This window comes from Kushneria aurantia DSM 21353 (genome assembly GCF_000382245.1).
Classification (GTDB): Bacteria; Pseudomonadota; Gammaproteobacteria; order Pseudomonadales; family Halomonadaceae; genus Kushneria; species Kushneria aurantia.
Window position 1 is genome coordinate 1 of sequence record NZ_KB907902.1, and the last position, 14998, is coordinate 14998.

Consider the following 14998-nt stretch of genomic DNA (forward strand, 5'->3'; position numbering starts at 1 on the left):
CGACTCGTCGTCGTCCAGCGCTTTTGTGGACGACTCCGGCAGCTTCAGGCCGCCCCACATCGCCAGCAGGGTGATGGCGATCATGTAAAAGGCCGGCGCCAGGTTGAAACCGCTGGTATTGACCAGCCAGGTGGCCACCATCGGCGCGGTACCGCCGAAGATGGTGTAGGCGATGTTGTAACACAGCGCCGAGCCGGTGTAGCGCACCCGGGTGGGGAACTGCTCCGACAGCAGCACAGCAGTCACCACGTTGCAGATCACCGCACCCACCGCCATCAGCATGGCGCCCAGCATCGACAGCAGCCAGTGGCCGCTGCCGGCCAGCGTATAGGCCGGCAGTACACCACCGATCAGGCAGACGCCAGCGGTAATGAGGGTGCCGCGACGGCCAACCCGATCCGAATAGCGCCCCACCAGCGGACAAAAGGCGGCAGCGAACAAGAGCGCCCCGAGGCTTGCCAGCAGCGCCGTCGCCTGACCGGCATGGCCCACCACCTGCATATAGGTGGCGAAGTAGGTGGTGAACATATAAAACGACAGCGCGGTGGCCGAGATAAAGGCGCCCAGGCAGAGAATGGTACTGCCATGGGAGCGCAGGGTCTCGGCCAGCGGCGCGTGCGGTACTTCCTTTTGCGCGGCGATTGCCTGAAAGGCCGGCGACTCATCGAGGCGCAGCCGCATATAGAGCCCCACCATGCCCAGCGGCGCCGCAATCAGAAAGGGAACCCGCCAGCCCCAGGCATTGAGCGCCTGTTCGGAGAGCAAGGTGGTGACGATATAGGCCAGCGCCGCGGCAGTGGCAAAAGCCAGAAAGGTCGACACCGGCACGAAACTGCCGTAGCGCGCCTTGCGATGTCGTGGCGCATGCTCCATCACGAAGGCGCAGGCGCCGGCATACTCACCGCCCGCCGAGAAGCCCTGAACGCAGCGCGCCAGCGCCAGTGCCAGCGGCGCCAGCAGGCCGACGCTGTGATAGGTGGGCAGCAAACCGATAGCGGTGGTCGAGCCGGCCATCAGCAGTACCGTCATCGACAGCACCCGCTTGCGGCCGATGCGGTCGCCCAGGCGACCGAAAAAGAGCCCGCCCAGCGGGCGCAGAGCAAAGGAGACGGCAAAGACGGCAAAGGTCTGCAAAAGCGCCAGCGCCGGGTCACCCGGCGGAAAGAAGTGGCTGGCGATGATCACCGCCAGAAAGCCGTAAACGGCGAAATCGAACCACTCGACGAAGTTACCCAGCGCCGATGCCAGTATCACCTTGCGCAGCGTCGCCAGATCGACAGGATGCGAAGCGGTGGAGACGTCGGCAGGGTTGTTGTTGGAGGCTGCCATGGAGCCTTTCTCCCGTTAAGTTAAAAACAAGACAGCTTGCGCCGATGGCGGCACGGTCACCGCACCGGAAGCGACCTCTAATTTGGTATTCGCGACCCACCCCAGGCCACGCCGTATCGGCAACCCGGTGCTGCCCGTTATGGTCGATCCCGAGCCCCTGCCCTACCATGAAGGTATTTGACCAACCGGCAGGAAGCTCCCCATGCGCGCGCTCTCGACCCGCAAACAGATTTTCGCTCTCGTCGGCTGGCTGGCGCTGGCCTATCTGGCCGCCGCCATCGGCGCCATCGCCTCGATCGAGGCCACCTCCTTCTATGAACGCCTGCAGCAGCCGTCATGGGCGCCGCCGGCCTGGCTGTTCGGCCCGGTGTGGATGACCCTCTACGGCCTGATGGGGGTGGCGGCCTGGCTGGCATGGCGCGAACCGAAAGCGCAGGCAGCGCTCAGGCTGTTCGTGGTACAGCTGGCGCTCAACGCCCTGTGGAGCTGGCTCTACTTCGTCTGGCAGCTCGGTGCCGTCGCCTTTGTCGGTGTGGTAGTGCTGTGGGTGTTGATCGCCGCCACCCTGGTACTCTTCTGGCGGCTTGAAAGGCTGGCGGGCATGCTGCTGGTGCCCTATCTGGCCTGGGTGACGCTGGCCAACGCGCTGACCTGGAGCACCTGGCAGCTCAACCCGCAGATACTGGGGTAATCCTGCGCGACAGCCTGATGGCCACATGCCACACTGCCGGTTCGTTCCCGCGACGGCCTCGTTACTGACGTGCTGCACCACGGGGTGACGCGTGGCCATCGCCTCACGGCGATGGCTCTACAACAACAAGGACGACACCTCTTCACATGAGCGAACAAGACCGCCATCTCGATATCCAGCATACCGATCCCAGCCTCTACAACGAGGACCTGGCGCCGGTAAAACCGCAGCAGCGCGGTTGGGGCGCCTTCGAAATCTTCAACGTCTGGTCCAACGACATTCAAAGCCTTTTCGGCTATACCCTGGCCGCCTCTCTCTTTCTGACCTATGGGCTCAACGGCTGGGCGGTGATGGCCGCTATCGTGCTCGCCGGCTTCATCGTCATGTGGCTGGTCAACCTGAGCGGCACGCCCAGCGTTCGCTACGGCATTCCCTTTCCGGTGCTGATGCGCGCCAGCATGGGCGTGCGTGGCGCCAACCTGCCGGCGATGATGCGCGCCATCGTCGGCATCTTCTGGTACGGCGTGCAGACGTATTTTGCTTCCACCGCCCTGATGCTGCTGCTCTCGGCGCTGTTAGGTGCCGGCGACGGCGCTACCTTTCTGGGCCTGACCGGCTGGGGCTGGCTGTCCTTCGTGCTGGTGTGGCTGTTTCAGATCGTGATCTTCTGGCAGGGCATCGAGCCCATCAGACGCTTTCTCAACTGGGCGGCGCCGCTGGTCTATGGGGTGATGGTGGCGCTGATGATCATGATCTGGTGGCGCGCCGGGGGTGAACTGCTGCCCGCTATCGGCACCATCTTCAGCGCCGACGACAACGCCGAACTTTCCGGCATTGGCGCCTTTTTAGCGATTGTCGGCACCATGGTGGCCTACTTCGCGGCGGTCGTGATCAACTTCGGCGACTTCACCCGCTTCGTCAAAAGCGAGCAGCAGATGAAACTGGGCAATCTGCTGGGGCTGCCGCTCAATGTGGCGTTTTTCTCCTTTATCGCGCTGATCATTACGGCGGGCACGCTGGTCCTGTTCGGCGAGGAGATGACCAACCCCACCGCTATCGTCGAGCGGGTCGACTCGCTGCTGCTGACGCTGATCGCCGCCCTGACCTTCTTCGCCGCCACGGTCGGCATCAATCTGGTCGCCAACTTCATTCCGCCCGCCTACGACCTTGCCAACCTGCTGCCGGGCAGAATCAACTTCAGAGTAGGGGGGCTGATCACCGCTGTCGCGGCCTTTTTCGTCGGTGCGCTGTGGGTCAGCGTGATCAGTCAGATCGGTATCGCCGGCTTCGTCAATGCGGTGGGAGCGCTGGTGGCGCCCTTCTACGGCATCATCGTGGCGGACTACTACCTGATCCGGCGCCAGCAGCTGAACGTGCAGGACCTGTTCAGCGCTTCCCCCGAGGGAAGCTACTACTACCGTAGCGGCTGGAACGTGCGCGCGCTGATCGCCTTTGGCGTTGCCGCCCTCTTCTCGCTGTCGACCGTACTGGTACCGGCACTGTCGAATCTGGGCGGTTATGGCTGGCTGCTGGGTGCAGCGCTCGGCGGTATGATCTACTTCGCCCTGATGCGCCAGCAGGGCACGCCGGCCGGTTAGTCGTCGTAACCCCGCCCTGTCGCTACCGCAGCAGGGCACGGCATCAGGTAAACACAAGCGCCCGCCGGCATGATGCCGGCGGGCGCTTTATCGACAGCTTTCGGATACCGGCGATCAGGACGCCGGGCCGAGCTGCGCTACGCTGACCTGCCACTCGCCGTTGATCTGCTCAACGCGATAGAGATTGGTCTGTGCACCAAGGTTGCCCGAATAGTAGCCGCCCCGCGCCATGCAGGTACCGCTGGTGGGGCATTCGGTGATCTCGACGCCGTAGAACACCGCCGGCTGGCCGTTATAACTGGCACGCTCACCGGCGCCGCAGTTGGATGCCGCCACCACCGCTACCGAGGCGTCCTGCTGCAGGGCGCTCAGTAGCTCCGAGGAGGGTGCCTGCAGATTGGGAACGCTGCCAAGCCCCACACAGCGGGTTGCCGTATCGGCGCCGGTGCCGCCCTGTTCGAAGAGCTGTTGAAACACCGCCAGCTGTGCCCGGGTCTGGGTGTCCTGCGGGCCGGAAGCCGTGGTGTCGGTCGTCGGCTCCTGCTGGCCGCTGGAAGCACAGGCGGTCAACAGCGCGGCGGCAGCAAACAGGGTGGTGCTCTGCAGCATTGCTCTCTTCATGAAGGCTTACCTCATTACGTCAGTGTCAGCTTGAATGGACGGCCGCCACCCGCGGAGGCAGCATGCGCCGTCTGCGCCTCAAGCCTGGACGCTGAGTGGAAAAATCACCAGGCCATGACAGGATTGGCTTCAGGTCGGGCCGGATGTGAGGCAGGACAATGCACCGGCCACAGGATGTCAGGCCCGGTCGAGCCGATGACGGCGACCGGTCGGCGCACTGAGAAAAACCAGACAGGCGATGACCAGCGCCACCCCCAGCCAGCCCAGCGGCGGCAGCCTTTCACCTACCACCAGAATGGCCAGCAGCGCCGCCACCACGGGTTCGAACAGGGTAAGGGTGGTCGCGGTGCTGGCCGGCACCCGCGCCAGCCCATAACCGAAGCAGAGATAACCCAGAAGCATCGGCACCAGTGCCATGTAGAGCCCTACCGCGGCGTTTTGCCATGAGGCCAGCAGCGCCGCCCCGGTCGCCAGCAGTACCGGCATCAGCAGCAGCCCGCCAAGGCCAAAGGTAGCGCCCATCGCCACGCGTGGCGCAATGCCACGCTGCATCAGGCGCCGCGCCGACCAGGCGTAGAAGGCGTAACTCAGCCCCGCCAGCAGCCCCAGGCCGATGCCACGAACTACCCGGCCGGTATCACCGAGGCCGGCATGGCCGCCGGTCTCGGCCATGCACAGGAGGACCATGCCGACCAGCCCCGTGGCGGCGCCGAGCATCCAGCGCCGGGTCAGGCGCAGGCCCTCCAGGCGGTATTCGATCAGCGCCGACAGCAGCGGCGCCGAACCGATGGTCACCACTGTGCCGATGGTCACCCCGGCCAGCCGCATCGCGGCGTAAAACGCCAGCGGATAGATCGCCACCGCCACCGCGCCGGCCACCAGGCAGTGCCACTGCGCACGCAGCAGTGGCAGGCTGCCGTGAATACGCCCGGCGGCCAGCAGCGCCTGCAGCAAACCGCCGATGCCCATCGCTACGGCGCCGATGGCCACGGCACTGACCTGCGGGGCGAAAGTGGCCGCGGTGCCGGTCGTCCCCCACAGCACGGCGGCAGCCAGCGCGCCGGCCGCCCCCAGGGAGCGCTGCGCCGTCGCACTCATGGCGCCTACAGCAGTTCAGGCGCCATCCTGCGCGCCTCGACCAGACAGTGCGGGTTCTCCTCCAGCCCTGCGCGCATCACCGCGCCCTCCAGCAGGAAGGCAAGCCGTTGGGCACGCCGCTGCACGCCCGGGAGATCGTCGGGAGTCAGCGCCGCGAGATGTTCGGCCAGCAACGCCTCGACCTGCTCCTTGTGGCGGCGCACTGCCCTGCGCCCGAGGGCACCGGCAGGCAGTTCGGCGGCGGCGTTCAGCAGCCCGCAGCCGCGGAAGCCGCACTCATGGGCCAGCTCGGCGTGATCCTCGTAGGCGAAGAAGACCGCCAATATTCGCTCGAGCGGCGTGGTCGCCTGCTCGAGGCGGCGGGCGTAGAGGTCGAGCCACTCCTGATGGCGCGCCTCCAGATAGCAGGCCACCAGCGCGGCCTTGGAATCGAAGTGGTTATAAAGGCTCATTTTGGCCACCCCGGCATGCTTAACGATGGCATCGATGCCGGTCGCTGCAATGCCATCGCGGTAGAACAGCGTGGCGGCGGCCGTCAGCAGACGCTGTCGCGCGCCGCGCAGCGTTTGAGAGGTCGATGTTGTCATGGCGCAACTCGCTGCAAAGTAGGTAGACCAGTATACCTACTTTGGCACCGGCCCTGAAAGGGCTGATCGGCAAGCCCGAGAAGCCGGTTAGCGTTGGCGAGATGAATGCCTCTGTTCGCCGGCTGACGCTTTTGCAATAGAGGCGCGGATCACCAGGGCTGCAGGTCGTTGCTGACCGCGAAGAGATCGATACGGCCGAATGATCTCAGCGCACAACAAAGCCCGCCGATCGCTACGCGGTCGGCGGGCCGATTCCCCTGCCGCGCGGTCAGGCGGCGCCGAGCATGCCGTGGGGATCGAGGACGAATTTGCTCGCCACGCCGGAGTCGAACTGCTGGTAGCCCTGGGCGGCATCTTCCAGCGAGATCACCTGGGCGTTGACGATCTCGGCGATGTTGAGGCGGTCGTGCAGAATCGCCTGCATCAGCTGGCGGTTGTAACGCACCACCGGGGTCTGGCCGGTGTGGAAGGAGTGCGCCTTGGCCCAGCCGAGACCGAAGCGCAGGCTGAGGTTGCCGCTCTGCGCCGCTTTCTCGGTAGCGCCCGGGTCTTCGGTGACATAGAGACCGGGAATGCCGATGGAGCCCGCCTCGCGGGTGATATCCATCATCTGGTTGAGCACCACCGCCGGCTGCTCCTTGCCGCCGTGCCCCACCGCCTCGAAGCCCACTGCATCAATGGCGCCGTCCACCTGCGGCTGCCCCACCACCTCGGCAATCTGCTCGCCGAGACGGTCGTGCTGGCTCAGGTCGATGGGGACGAAGCCCATTTTACGGGCGTGCTCGAGGCGCTGTGGATTGAAGTCGCCGATCATTACCACCGCGGCGCCCAGCAGCCGCGCCGAGGCGGCCGCGGCCAGCCCCACCGGGCCGGCGCCCGCCACATAGGTGGTCGAGCCGACACCCACGCCGGCGTTGAGCGCACCGTGGAAACCGGTCGGCAGGATGTCGCTGAGCATGGTCAGATCGCGAATCTTCGACATCGCCCGGTCACGGTCGGGGAACTTCAGCAGGTTGAAGTCGGCGTAGGGCACCATGACGTAGTGCGCCTGGCCGCCGACCCAGCCGCCCATGTCGACGTAGCCGTAGGCGCCGCCGGCGCGGTCGTCGTTGACGTGCAGGCAGACTCCGGTGTGGCCCTCCTTGCAGGTACGGCAGCGCCCGCAGGCAACGTTGAAGGGCACCGAGACCAGATCGCCGATATCGAGGAACTCGACGTCCTTGCCCTTCTCGATCACCTCGCCGGTGATCTCGTGACCCAGCACCATACCGGCCGGCGCGGTGGTACGGCCGCGCACCATGTGCTGGTCGGAGCCGCAGATGTTGGTGGAGACCACCTTCAGGATTACACCGTGCTCGATGGGCTTGCCGTTGGGCGACTGCATTTTCGGGTAGTCGATGTTCTGCACCTCGACCTTGCCCGGCTCCAGATACACTACGCCGCGGTTCGCTGCCATGCCCGCCTCCTTGACCTTGCTGAGTGTGAAAGCGCCCTGCGACGGCTTTTAAAGCGTATCGGCCCGGGCGGTCTGCACACAGTGTCCGAGTGCAAACGCCGCCACACCATGCCACTTTGCGCCAGGTCGCATCGAGAACGTGGTGTTGCGTTTCATGGTCACGGCAGCGTGCCGGCGGCAAAGCCGCGTCACAGCGGAACATACCGCCAATCAAGGCGTTACAACATAACAAAAGAAAGGCTGAATGATGGTCTCGGAGGGCGCCGGGAGCCGGGCAAAAAAACTTATCGAGCGACCGTCATGTCGCTCTCGGATATGAAAGGCGGCCACTCGCTGGCCCGCTGGAAGGCGTATCGTACGCTCACGCGCGGCCCGCGTATGGACGGCGCCAAGCCATGTCAAAGCTTAAGCTGCTGTAAGAGGAGTAACGCGCCCCTTTTTTACGGTATGACCGGCATATCGGCTCACGACCAGCCTCAGTCAGATGCTGCGCCGTGTCCGCGAGAGTGCCGCCTCGGTCAGCGTGGGCGCCGTCCAGATCGCCCGCGCCAATGATGATTTCAGCTCGCGAACGCAGCAGCAGGCGGCCAGCGTCGAGCAGGCTTCGGCCTCGGTCGAGGAGATCAACACCACCGCCTCGCACAGCGCCAGCAGCGCCGCCAATGAGACGCTGAGCGATATCACGGCCAGCGTGGATAACCTGGCACAGCTGGTGGCGGGAATATCGACAGCCAGCCGAGAACAGTCCAGCGGGCTCGAGCAGATCAATACCGCCATTACGCAGATGGATTCGGCCACGCAGCAAAATGCGGCCATGATCGAACAGTCAGCGGCGGCCAGCCGCTCGCTCGAAGAGCAGGCCGATACGCTCAGACAGCAGGTCGCCCGCTTTCGCCTGCTGGAGGTCGGCTACCACGGCGGCGAACACGTCCGTGATGACCGCCACCAGGATGGCACAGGCCGCCACGTCCTGCCCTCGCCCAATGGCTGAGCCCCGGCCGGGCGCTTTCGGGAAAGGAATGTTCAGGAAAGGAAATTGAGGTGAAACGCCACGCTCCAGCGACGCCGGGTCAGCCCGGCGGCGGGGTAAAGTCGTCCATCGCCTGCTTCATGCGGCGTGCGAAGTTGTCCGCCATCCGTTTGGGCACGTCGCCGAAGGCGTAGTCGTCATTGTCACAGCGAAAGTAGAGATTCGCTGCCATCAGGCCGGTTTCGGCGCGTAGCGAGACGACCTTCTCCAGCGGCAATGCCACCGGCGTCTCGCTGCCCTTTGCCGCATTGAACAGCAGCAGGCGCCGGTCGGTCAGCGCCAGTACCCGCTGGCCGCCGGGTGCGTAGCCGGAAGTAAGGCCCAGCAGCGGCTCACTGTCATGCAGCGCCTCGGGAATCGCGTCCAGAACCTCCTTGCGCGCATAGAATTGACTGTCGCCCATCTCATCGGCGATCTGCCGGTATATCCTGCGGCGATCCTCCGGTGTCGCCGATTTGAGTTCCACGGTCATACTGCTCTCTCCCATGTCCGATTCGACAGACTCGCTGTCCTCTACACACTTCCCGCTCGGGGTAGTATCAACATGGGGTATCGGCCGGAAATGCCATTCCCTGAGAATCGCCGCACAATCAGTTTTCTGCCTCCCTACACAATGCGCGAAAAGAGGCCGCGCTGGCGCGGGCCGAGATAGGCGTCGAAGGCCATCGCCAGGCTTCGCATCATCAACCTGCCGCGCGGTTTGACCACGACCCGGTGTGCCTCGAGGGTGACCAGGCCATCAGCAACGTGACCGCCAAGCTGCGCCAGCGCCTCGGCGAAATAATCCTCGAAGTCGATACCGTGGCGCGCTTCGACTCTCGCCATATCGATATGGCCGTGGCACATCAGCGTCATGATCACCTCGCGGCGCAGGCGGTCGTCGTCGTTGAGCCGGTAGCCGCGCCGAATCGGCAGGCGGCCGGCATCAAGGCTGGCGTAGTAGCGCACGAGCGCTTTGGCGTTCTGGCTGTAGCTGTCACCCACCCGACCGATCGCCGAGACCCCAAGGCCGATCAGGTCACAGTCGGCGTGGGTCGAATAGCCCTGGAAATTGCGCTGCAGGGTGCCTGCCTCGCGCGCCCGCGTTAGTTCGTCTTCCGGCAGCGCGAAGTGGTCCATGCCGATGTAGTCGTAGCCGGCAGCGGTGAGACGCTGTACGGTCAGCTCCAGCAGTTCCAGCTTGCGCTGTGGTGGCGGCATCTGCTCGGGCCGAATCAGCCGCTGGGCGCGAAACATCTCGGGCAGGTGGGCGTAGCTGTAGGTCGCGATGCGATCCGGGCGCAGCGCGATGACCTGCGTCAGGGTGGCGTCGAAGCTCGCCACGCTCTGCAGCGGCAGGCCGTAGATCAGATCGACGCTGATCGAGTCGAAACCCACCGCGCGGGCTGCCTCGAACAGGGCGCGCACCTCATCCTCGCCCTGCACGCGATTGACCGCGGCCTGTACTTCGGGGTCGAAATCCTGAATGCCCAGGCTGAGCCGATTGAACCCCAGCATATGCAGCATGCGAATGCGCTCGGGGGTTACCGTGCGCGGGTCGACCTCGATCGAGAACTCACGCTCACCCTGCTCGGCAAAGCGAAAGGACCGATTCAGCGCCGCCAGCAGCTCGGCGAGCTGGGCGTCGCTGAAAAAGGTGGGCGTGCCGCCGCCCAGGTGGAGTTGCGTCAGCGGCCGACGGTCGTCGAACAGCTCCGCCTGCAGGGCCATCTCGCGCTTGAGGTAGTCGAGATAGCGCGCCGCCTTTTCGGCCCGACGGGTCACGATTTTATTGCAGGCGCAGTAGTAGCACAGGCTGTCACAGAAGGGGATGTGCACATACACCGACAGCGGCGCGGGGCGCTCGGTGGCGTTGCCTGCCGCAGCAGCGTGGCGGTAGTCCTCCAGCGTAAAGGCGTCGTGGAACTGCGGTGCAGTGGGATAAGAGGTGTAGCGCGGCCCCGCGAAATCGTATTTGCTGACCAGGGCGCGGTCGAAAATCGGCGTATGGCTCATGGTGTTACGGTCCGGTACGGGCTATAACGCCCAGCTTACGCGCCCGGGCGCGCCCGACTTTTGTCCCGGATCATTTTTTACCCGCCCATTACCCTGGAGCCGCCGTGAGCCATGCTTTCCGCACCCCTGATCGGCGCAGCCGTCAGGCCCGACTCGCCGTGACAGCGCTCTTTTTCACCAACGGCGTGATGATTACCACCCTGATGCCCCGCTATCCCGAGCTCAAGCAGTCGCTGTCGCTGAGCATCGCGGCATGCATGGTCTGCGCGTCGAGCGACGCTAAGGCCGTTCCATTCTCAACACCTTCCACGCCACCTGGAGCATCGGCGCCGTCAGCGGAGGTCTGCTGGGCGGTGTAGCGGCCGCGCTGGGGCTACCGGTGGCGCTGATGGGTGTCAGTTCATTGGCCGGCTGCTGGGCGATAGGGCGGTGGACCGGTGCGGGCGACCGCGCCGGCGGGGTGGTAATCCTGCTGGCGGCGGCACTGCCGAGGCGGGCGATGCCCGCAACGACAGGCCGCTCGGTGTGACCGCACGCCGGGTGGGTTGCCAGGTAATGGCGCTGTGCACCCGCCGTTCAGACCGCGAAGCGCGAGACCGACTGATAGAGCCGCCCGGACTGATCCTCCAGCGATTTGGCCGCAGCGGCCGACTCCTCGACCAGCGCCGCGTTCTGCTGGGTGACCTGATCCATCTGCGTCACCGCCTGGTTGACCTGCTCGATGCCGTTGCTCTGTTCCTTCGAGGCGGCGGCGATCTCGCTCATCAGGTCGTTGACCCGGCGAGCACTGTCAGCAATGCGGTTCATGGCGCTGTCGGCTTCCGTGACCAGTTCGCTGCCGGTCTCGACCTGAGAGACCGAACGGCCGATCAGCTCGCGGATCTCGCTGGCCGCATTGGCGCTGCGGCCGGCCAGATTACGCACCTCGCCGGCGACCACTGCGAAGCCGCGACCATGCTCTCCGGCCCGCGCCGCTTCCACCGAGGCGTTGAGCGCCAGCAGGTTGGTCTGGAAGGCGATGCTGTCGATCATGGTGATGATCTCGTTGATTTTATCCGAGCTTTCGCGAATCTCCCCCATGGTGGTCACCACCCGGCCAATCACCTCACGGCCACCCTCCATCTCGCCCAGCGCCTGGCCGGAGAGCTGGGTGGCCTGATCGGCGTTGTCGGCATTCTGGCGCACCGTAGAGGTCAGCTCCTCCATGCTGGAAGCGGTCTCCTCCAGCGAAGCGGCCTGCTGCTCGGTGCGCGAGGAAAGATCATTGTTGCCGGTGGCAATTTCCCGCGAACCGCTATCAATAGATTCACTGGCGCTGCGGATATCGCCAATAATCGTCGAAAGCTCGGTACGCATACTTTCAATATGGCTGAGCAGACTGCTGCGGTCATTGGCGCGCAGCGCAATGGGCCGGTCGAAATGGCCACCGGCGATTTCGCGCACCCGCTCGATAGCGTAGGAGGGCTCACCGCCCAGGCCACGGTAGATATTGCGATAAAGCAGCACGAAAGCGATCGTCAGAGCGCCGCCGATTATCGCCAGCATGCCGAGATAGCTCATCAGCGTGGCGAAGAAATCATCGCGAATATCCTGAGTATCTACAGCGCCCGCCAGGTTGATCTCCCAGGGGCCAAAACGCTCCGCGAAGGCGCGCTTCTCCAGTAGTGGGCCCCCTTCGCTGGCAGGCCAGCTATAGCGCACCGTATCAGCGCTGCCTGAGCGGGAAGTGTTCAAAAGCTCATGGAAGAGGAGCACGTTGTCAGGATCAGTGAAGCCGCTCATATCCTCGCCCCTTTCCAGGGTCGGATGGGAGAGAATACGCATCTGATCATCGAAAGCGAACACGTAGTTCTCATTGAACTCACCAAAACGCATCGCGCTCAGTGCCGCCAGACTGAGCCGCCGCGCCTCCTGCTGGCTGAACTCTCCGGCGTTGGCACGCTCGTAATATCTTTCGAAGAGATTGGCGGCCATGCCCACGGCTTCCCGCAGGCCGCCTTCACGCTCCTCGAAGAGCGTTTGTCGGGCATTGAACGACATCACCGTGACCAGCACGATCATGCCCACCCACATCAGCGCGAGAATGGCGTACATCTTCCGCTTGAGCGTCCAGTTGCCAAAGCTGAACCGTGCCCTCCCTGATCTTTTGTTTTTGGTTTCGACCGACGACGCTTTCTCCGACATCCCGGCAATCGGCCAGTTAGCTTCCGACATTGTGATAATCCCCTTTCTACATCTGAGTTTTGCGATATTTGTTATGCATATAATGTATCGCCCGCAATAAAATAAACTTTACTCCACCCTGCCAATCTTCCGATTGCGGAGGTAGCCATGTCGCGAAAGGGGTTGTGAACAACTCGGGCCGCCAGGTACGACACTGGCCGCAGCGGCGGGCTTCACAGGTTTCAGCGCTTATTCATTTACGCAGGATTATCGGCTGGGCGATGGGTGGGAGAATGACCACCGCGCTGGTCGGTGATGCCAAACGAATGGCACAGCGGAGTCGCAGGGTGCCTACCGGCATGATCGTGTCTTCACGTTAGTCAGCGTTGCTCGACCCTGTATCGCTCGCAGCTGATCCGGCACGATCTCCAGTGCAGCATGAGCAACCGGGGGTAACTGCCATGACAACGCCTGGGCCACGGGCTTTTTTAACATCCCCAGGGTCGAAGCGATCCATGGCGAACACTTCACGACGCGGCAGACCTTCGCGGCTCGAACGGTGGCTTACGCCGGTATCCACGTTTAACCTGGCAAGACCAGTTGCAGTAGCCGCAACGAACCAACACTAATGGACGTGCCTTTTATGCCGAGCGCTCTCATGCAAGGTGCTTTCATGGGAAAGAATACGATTGGCGTCGAGTTCGCCGATGGGAACCGCCACGTCTGCTGGGATGTCGCCGCTCAACTGCAACGCCTGGTAGCGCAGCGCGCAAACCCTTAAAAACGAGGTGAAGTTACCCAGGTCATGGCCGGCATCGATCGACTCGTGATAGAGCCGGGTGATCATCTGGGTGGTGTTCATTCCATCACGTTGTGCAATTTCTTCCAGCAGCCGCCAGAAGTGGTTCTCCATCCGTACGCTGGTCACCATGCCATCGATACGCATCGAGCGGGTGGCACTACGCCAAAGCTCTGGATCAGCATCAATAAACAGTTTGCACATGGCATTTTCCTCCTTACGCACGCCGTATGCATTCAGCATAACGGCTGACGCATTGCACCCCCGGCGAGGGCACGCCCTTTCATGGTGATGACACTACTTGTTCAATAGCGCCATGAACTGCGCCAGCCATGTGGGGTGGGCAGGCCATGCCGGGGCAGTAACGAGATTACCATCGGTCACCGCGTCGGTGACGTCTATATCCGCGAACCGACCGCCTGCCAGGTCGACTTCTGGCCGGCAAGCGGGGTACGCCGAACACTGTTTACCTTCCAACACATTGGCGGCGGCCAGCAGTTGGGCACCATGGCAAATCGCCGCTACCGGTTTCCGACTATCAAAAAAGTGCTTCACCATGGCGAGCACTTGTTGATTCAACCGCAGATACTCGGGCGCCCGACCACCGGGCAGCACCAGAGCGTCGTAATCCGCCGGGTCGATGCTGGCGAAGTCCGCATTCAGCGCAAATCGATGTCCCGGTTTCTCGGTGTAGGTTTGGTCGCCTTCGAAGTCGTGAATGGCGGTGGCTACGGTATCGCCCGAGGCTTTACCGGGGCATACCGCATCGACACGGTGCCCCACCGCCATCAGCGTTTGGAAGGGCACCATGGTTTCGTAATCTTCGGTGAAATCGCCGGTGATCATTAAGATGCGTTTGCTGCTCATCTCCGCTCTCCTTGTGATTATCGTGGGTAGAGTACGCTATAGGCGTGTAAGCGCAGACTAACAAGCAACCCGATTCGGCGGGTAGTACGCCATTACTACAGGCTCAAAATCTGCTAAACGGTCAAAAAACCGCCAGGGATGAGCGGGCTTCGTCGACGCGCTGGAGGAAGAAGACGGCATCACGGAGCTGGCCGATGCCCTGGAAACCGTTGGCGATGCTCATTTCCAACGGAGCGTGACGCTGGAAGAGCTTGAACAGGTCTCCGGTCAGCAGCGCTGGACGCTATCCCGCGATTTACGCGCCCTGTTCGGCACCAGCCCCTACCGCTATTTGACGCTACGGCGGCTGGATCTGGTCCGTCAGCGCATCGCGACCGGCGCCAACCTGAGCGGTGCTGCATTTCTGGCGGGGTTCGCCGATCATCTCGCGCTGACATGGGTCACGGTGGATCTGGCGGCGATGTCCACCTATGCCTCGGTAGGCTCCACGGTGAGCCGCTGGTTCGGCACGCCGCGCCGCGTGCGGGTCTTCAATCGCACCACCGGTGGGCTGTTCGTGGCAGCGGGCGGTGCGCTGGCCACGTCGCACCGTTAGATTTGGCTGACCCCAAGGCCCGAGATCGTTGAAGCGCCGTAGCCGGATGGCTTGACGCTAGCAGCCTGTCGGACTTAACGCTGATCGGCTGCAAACCCCGGGCTTTTGGCCAGTTTCATCGCTCGGAATCGTTAAATAGCGGGGCTATTTGCCTCATCCGAGCGATGAA

At 63.5% G+C, this 14998-nt stretch carries 15 protein-coding genes; 5 read left to right on the forward strand and 10 right to left on the reverse strand.

Going from position 1 to position 14998, the window contains the following annotated elements; all coding sequences use genetic code 11:
* Positions 1–1329 (reverse strand): MFS transporter (locus H146_RS0117330; protein ID WP_019953143.1); only part of this gene is annotated, 1329 nt, incomplete at its 3' end.
* 202 nt (positions 1330–1531) lie between these two features.
* On the opposite strand from H146_RS0117330, the gene H146_RS0117335 reads away from it, so the two are divergent.
* Both H146_RS0117335 and H146_RS0117340 read left to right on the forward strand, forming a co-directional pair.
* Positions 1532–2020 (forward strand): TspO/MBR family protein, encoded by a 489-nt coding sequence (locus tag H146_RS0117335; RefSeq protein WP_019953144.1) that lies wholly within the window; start codon positions 1532–1534, stop codon positions 2018–2020.
* Positions 2021–2166: 146 nt separating this feature from the next.
* Positions 2167–3618 carry an NCS1 family nucleobase:cation symporter-1 gene (locus H146_RS0117340; RefSeq protein WP_019953145.1) on the forward strand — a complete coding sequence of 484 codons (1452 nt, stop codon included), beginning with the start codon at positions 2167–2169 and terminating at the stop codon, positions 3616–3618.
* Between the two features lie 114 nt (positions 3619–3732).
* On the opposite strand, the gene H146_RS20405 is transcribed toward H146_RS0117340, so the two are convergent.
* The 4 genes from H146_RS20405 to fdhA form a co-directional block, all read right to left on the reverse strand.
* A complete protein-coding gene (locus tag H146_RS20405) occupies positions 3733–4239 on the reverse strand; it encodes a hypothetical protein (protein WP_156826886.1) in 507 nt (168 codons plus the stop codon).
* A gap of 177 nt (positions 4240–4416) precedes the next feature.
* The gene (locus H146_RS0117350) at positions 4417–5337 is read right to left on the reverse strand and encodes a DMT family transporter (protein WP_019953147.1); all 921 of its coding nucleotides are present in this window, start codon (positions 5335–5337) and stop codon (positions 4417–4419) included.
* 5 nt (positions 5338–5342) lie between these two features.
* Positions 5343–5924, reverse strand: a complete 582-nt coding sequence (locus tag H146_RS0117355; protein WP_019953148.1) for a TetR/AcrR family transcriptional regulator — start codon at positions 5922–5924, stop codon at positions 5343–5345.
* 268 nt (positions 5925–6192) lie between these two features.
* On the reverse strand, positions 6193–7380 hold the full coding sequence (gene fdhA, locus H146_RS0117360; protein WP_019953149.1) for a formaldehyde dehydrogenase, glutathione-independent: 1188 nt from the start codon (positions 7378–7380) through the stop codon (positions 6193–6195).
* Between the two features lie 484 nt (positions 7381–7864).
* Between fdhA and H146_RS0117365 the strand changes: the two genes are divergently transcribed.
* Positions 7865–8371, forward strand: a complete 507-nt coding sequence (locus H146_RS0117365; RefSeq protein ID WP_019953150.1) for a methyl-accepting chemotaxis protein — start codon at positions 7865–7867, stop codon at positions 8369–8371.
* Between the two features lie 79 nt (positions 8372–8450).
* Here the strand turns inward: H146_RS0117365 and H146_RS0117370 are convergent, their stop codons facing one another.
* The gene (locus H146_RS0117370) at positions 8451–8882 is read right to left on the reverse strand and encodes a PH domain-containing protein (protein ID WP_019953151.1); all 432 of its coding nucleotides are present in this window, start codon (positions 8880–8882) and stop codon (positions 8451–8453) included.
* A 134-nt stretch (positions 8883–9016) separates the two neighbouring features.
* On the reverse strand, positions 9017–10405 hold the full coding sequence (gene hemN, locus H146_RS0117375) for an oxygen-independent coproporphyrinogen III oxidase (RefSeq protein WP_019953152.1): 1389 nt from the start codon (positions 10403–10405) through the stop codon (positions 9017–9019).
* A gap of 104 nt (positions 10406–10509) precedes the next feature.
* On the opposite strand from hemN, the gene H146_RS21565 reads away from it, so the two are divergent.
* Positions 10510–10764: a hypothetical protein gene (locus tag H146_RS21565; RefSeq protein ID WP_156826888.1), complete on the forward strand. Its 255-nt coding sequence runs from the start codon at positions 10510–10512 to the stop codon at positions 10762–10764.
* A gap of 217 nt (positions 10765–10981) precedes the next feature.
* Here the strand turns inward: H146_RS21565 and H146_RS0117380 are convergent, their stop codons facing one another.
* From H146_RS0117380 to H146_RS0117395, 3 genes are all read right to left on the reverse strand, one after another.
* The gene (locus H146_RS0117380) at positions 10982–12619 is read right to left on the reverse strand and encodes a methyl-accepting chemotaxis protein (RefSeq protein ID WP_281169628.1); all 1638 of its coding nucleotides are present in this window, start codon (positions 12617–12619) and stop codon (positions 10982–10984) included.
* A gap of 574 nt (positions 12620–13193) precedes the next feature.
* Entirely contained in the window at positions 13194–13571 is a 378-nt protein-coding gene (locus H146_RS0117390) for a ribbon-helix-helix domain-containing protein (RefSeq protein ID WP_019953155.1), read from the reverse strand.
* Between the two features lie 93 nt (positions 13572–13664).
* The gene (locus H146_RS0117395) at positions 13665–14234 is read right to left on the reverse strand and encodes a DJ-1/PfpI family protein (RefSeq protein WP_019953156.1); all 570 of its coding nucleotides are present in this window, start codon (positions 14232–14234) and stop codon (positions 13665–13667) included.
* A 235-nt stretch (positions 14235–14469) separates the two neighbouring features.
* Between H146_RS0117395 and H146_RS21965 the strand changes: the two genes are divergently transcribed.
* The gene (locus H146_RS21965) at positions 14470–14829 is read left to right on the forward strand and encodes a helix-turn-helix domain-containing protein (protein ID WP_019953158.1); all 360 of its coding nucleotides are present in this window, start codon (positions 14470–14472) and stop codon (positions 14827–14829) included.
* The last annotated feature ends 169 nt before the right edge of the window (positions 14830–14998 follow it).

Coding starts and splice junctions, on each gene's coding strand:
- H146_RS0117340 (WP_019953145.1), top strand. CDS start 2,167: ATGAGCGAACAAGACCGCCATCTCGATATCCAGCATACCGATCCCAGC.
- H146_RS0117365 (WP_019953150.1), top strand. CDS start 7,865: ATGCTGCGCCGTGTCCGCGAGAGTGCCGCCTCGGTCAGCGTGGGCGCC.
- hemN (WP_019953152.1), bottom strand. CDS start 10,405: ATGAGCCATACGCCGATTTTCGACCGCGCCCTGGTCAGCAAATACGAT.
- H146_RS0117355 (WP_019953148.1), bottom strand. CDS start 5,924: ATGACAACATCGACCTCTCAAACGCTGCGCGGCGCGCGACAGCGTCTG.
- H146_RS20405 (WP_156826886.1), bottom strand. CDS start 4,239: ATGAAGAGAGCAATGCTGCAGAGCACCACCCTGTTTGCTGCCGCCGCG.
- H146_RS0117390 (WP_019953155.1), bottom strand. CDS start 13,571: ATGTGCAAACTGTTTATTGATGCTGATCCAGAGCTTTGGCGTAGTGCC.
- H146_RS0117380 (WP_281169628.1), bottom strand. CDS start 12,619: ATGTCGGAAGCTAACTGGCCGATTGCCGGGATGTCGGAGAAAGCGTCG.
- H146_RS0117370 (WP_019953151.1), bottom strand. CDS start 8,882: ATGACCGTGGAACTCAAATCGGCGACACCGGAGGATCGCCGCAGGATA.
- H146_RS0117395 (WP_019953156.1), bottom strand. CDS start 14,234: ATGAGCAGCAAACGCATCTTAATGATCACCGGCGATTTCACCGAAGAT.
- fdhA (WP_019953149.1), bottom strand. CDS start 7,380: ATGGCAGCGAACCGCGGCGTAGTGTATCTGGAGCCGGGCAAGGTCGAG.
- H146_RS0117350 (WP_019953147.1), bottom strand. CDS start 5,337: ATGAGTGCGACGGCGCAGCGCTCCCTGGGGGCGGCCGGCGCGCTGGCT.
- H146_RS0117335 (WP_019953144.1), top strand. CDS start 1,532: ATGCGCGCGCTCTCGACCCGCAAACAGATTTTCGCTCTCGTCGGCTGG.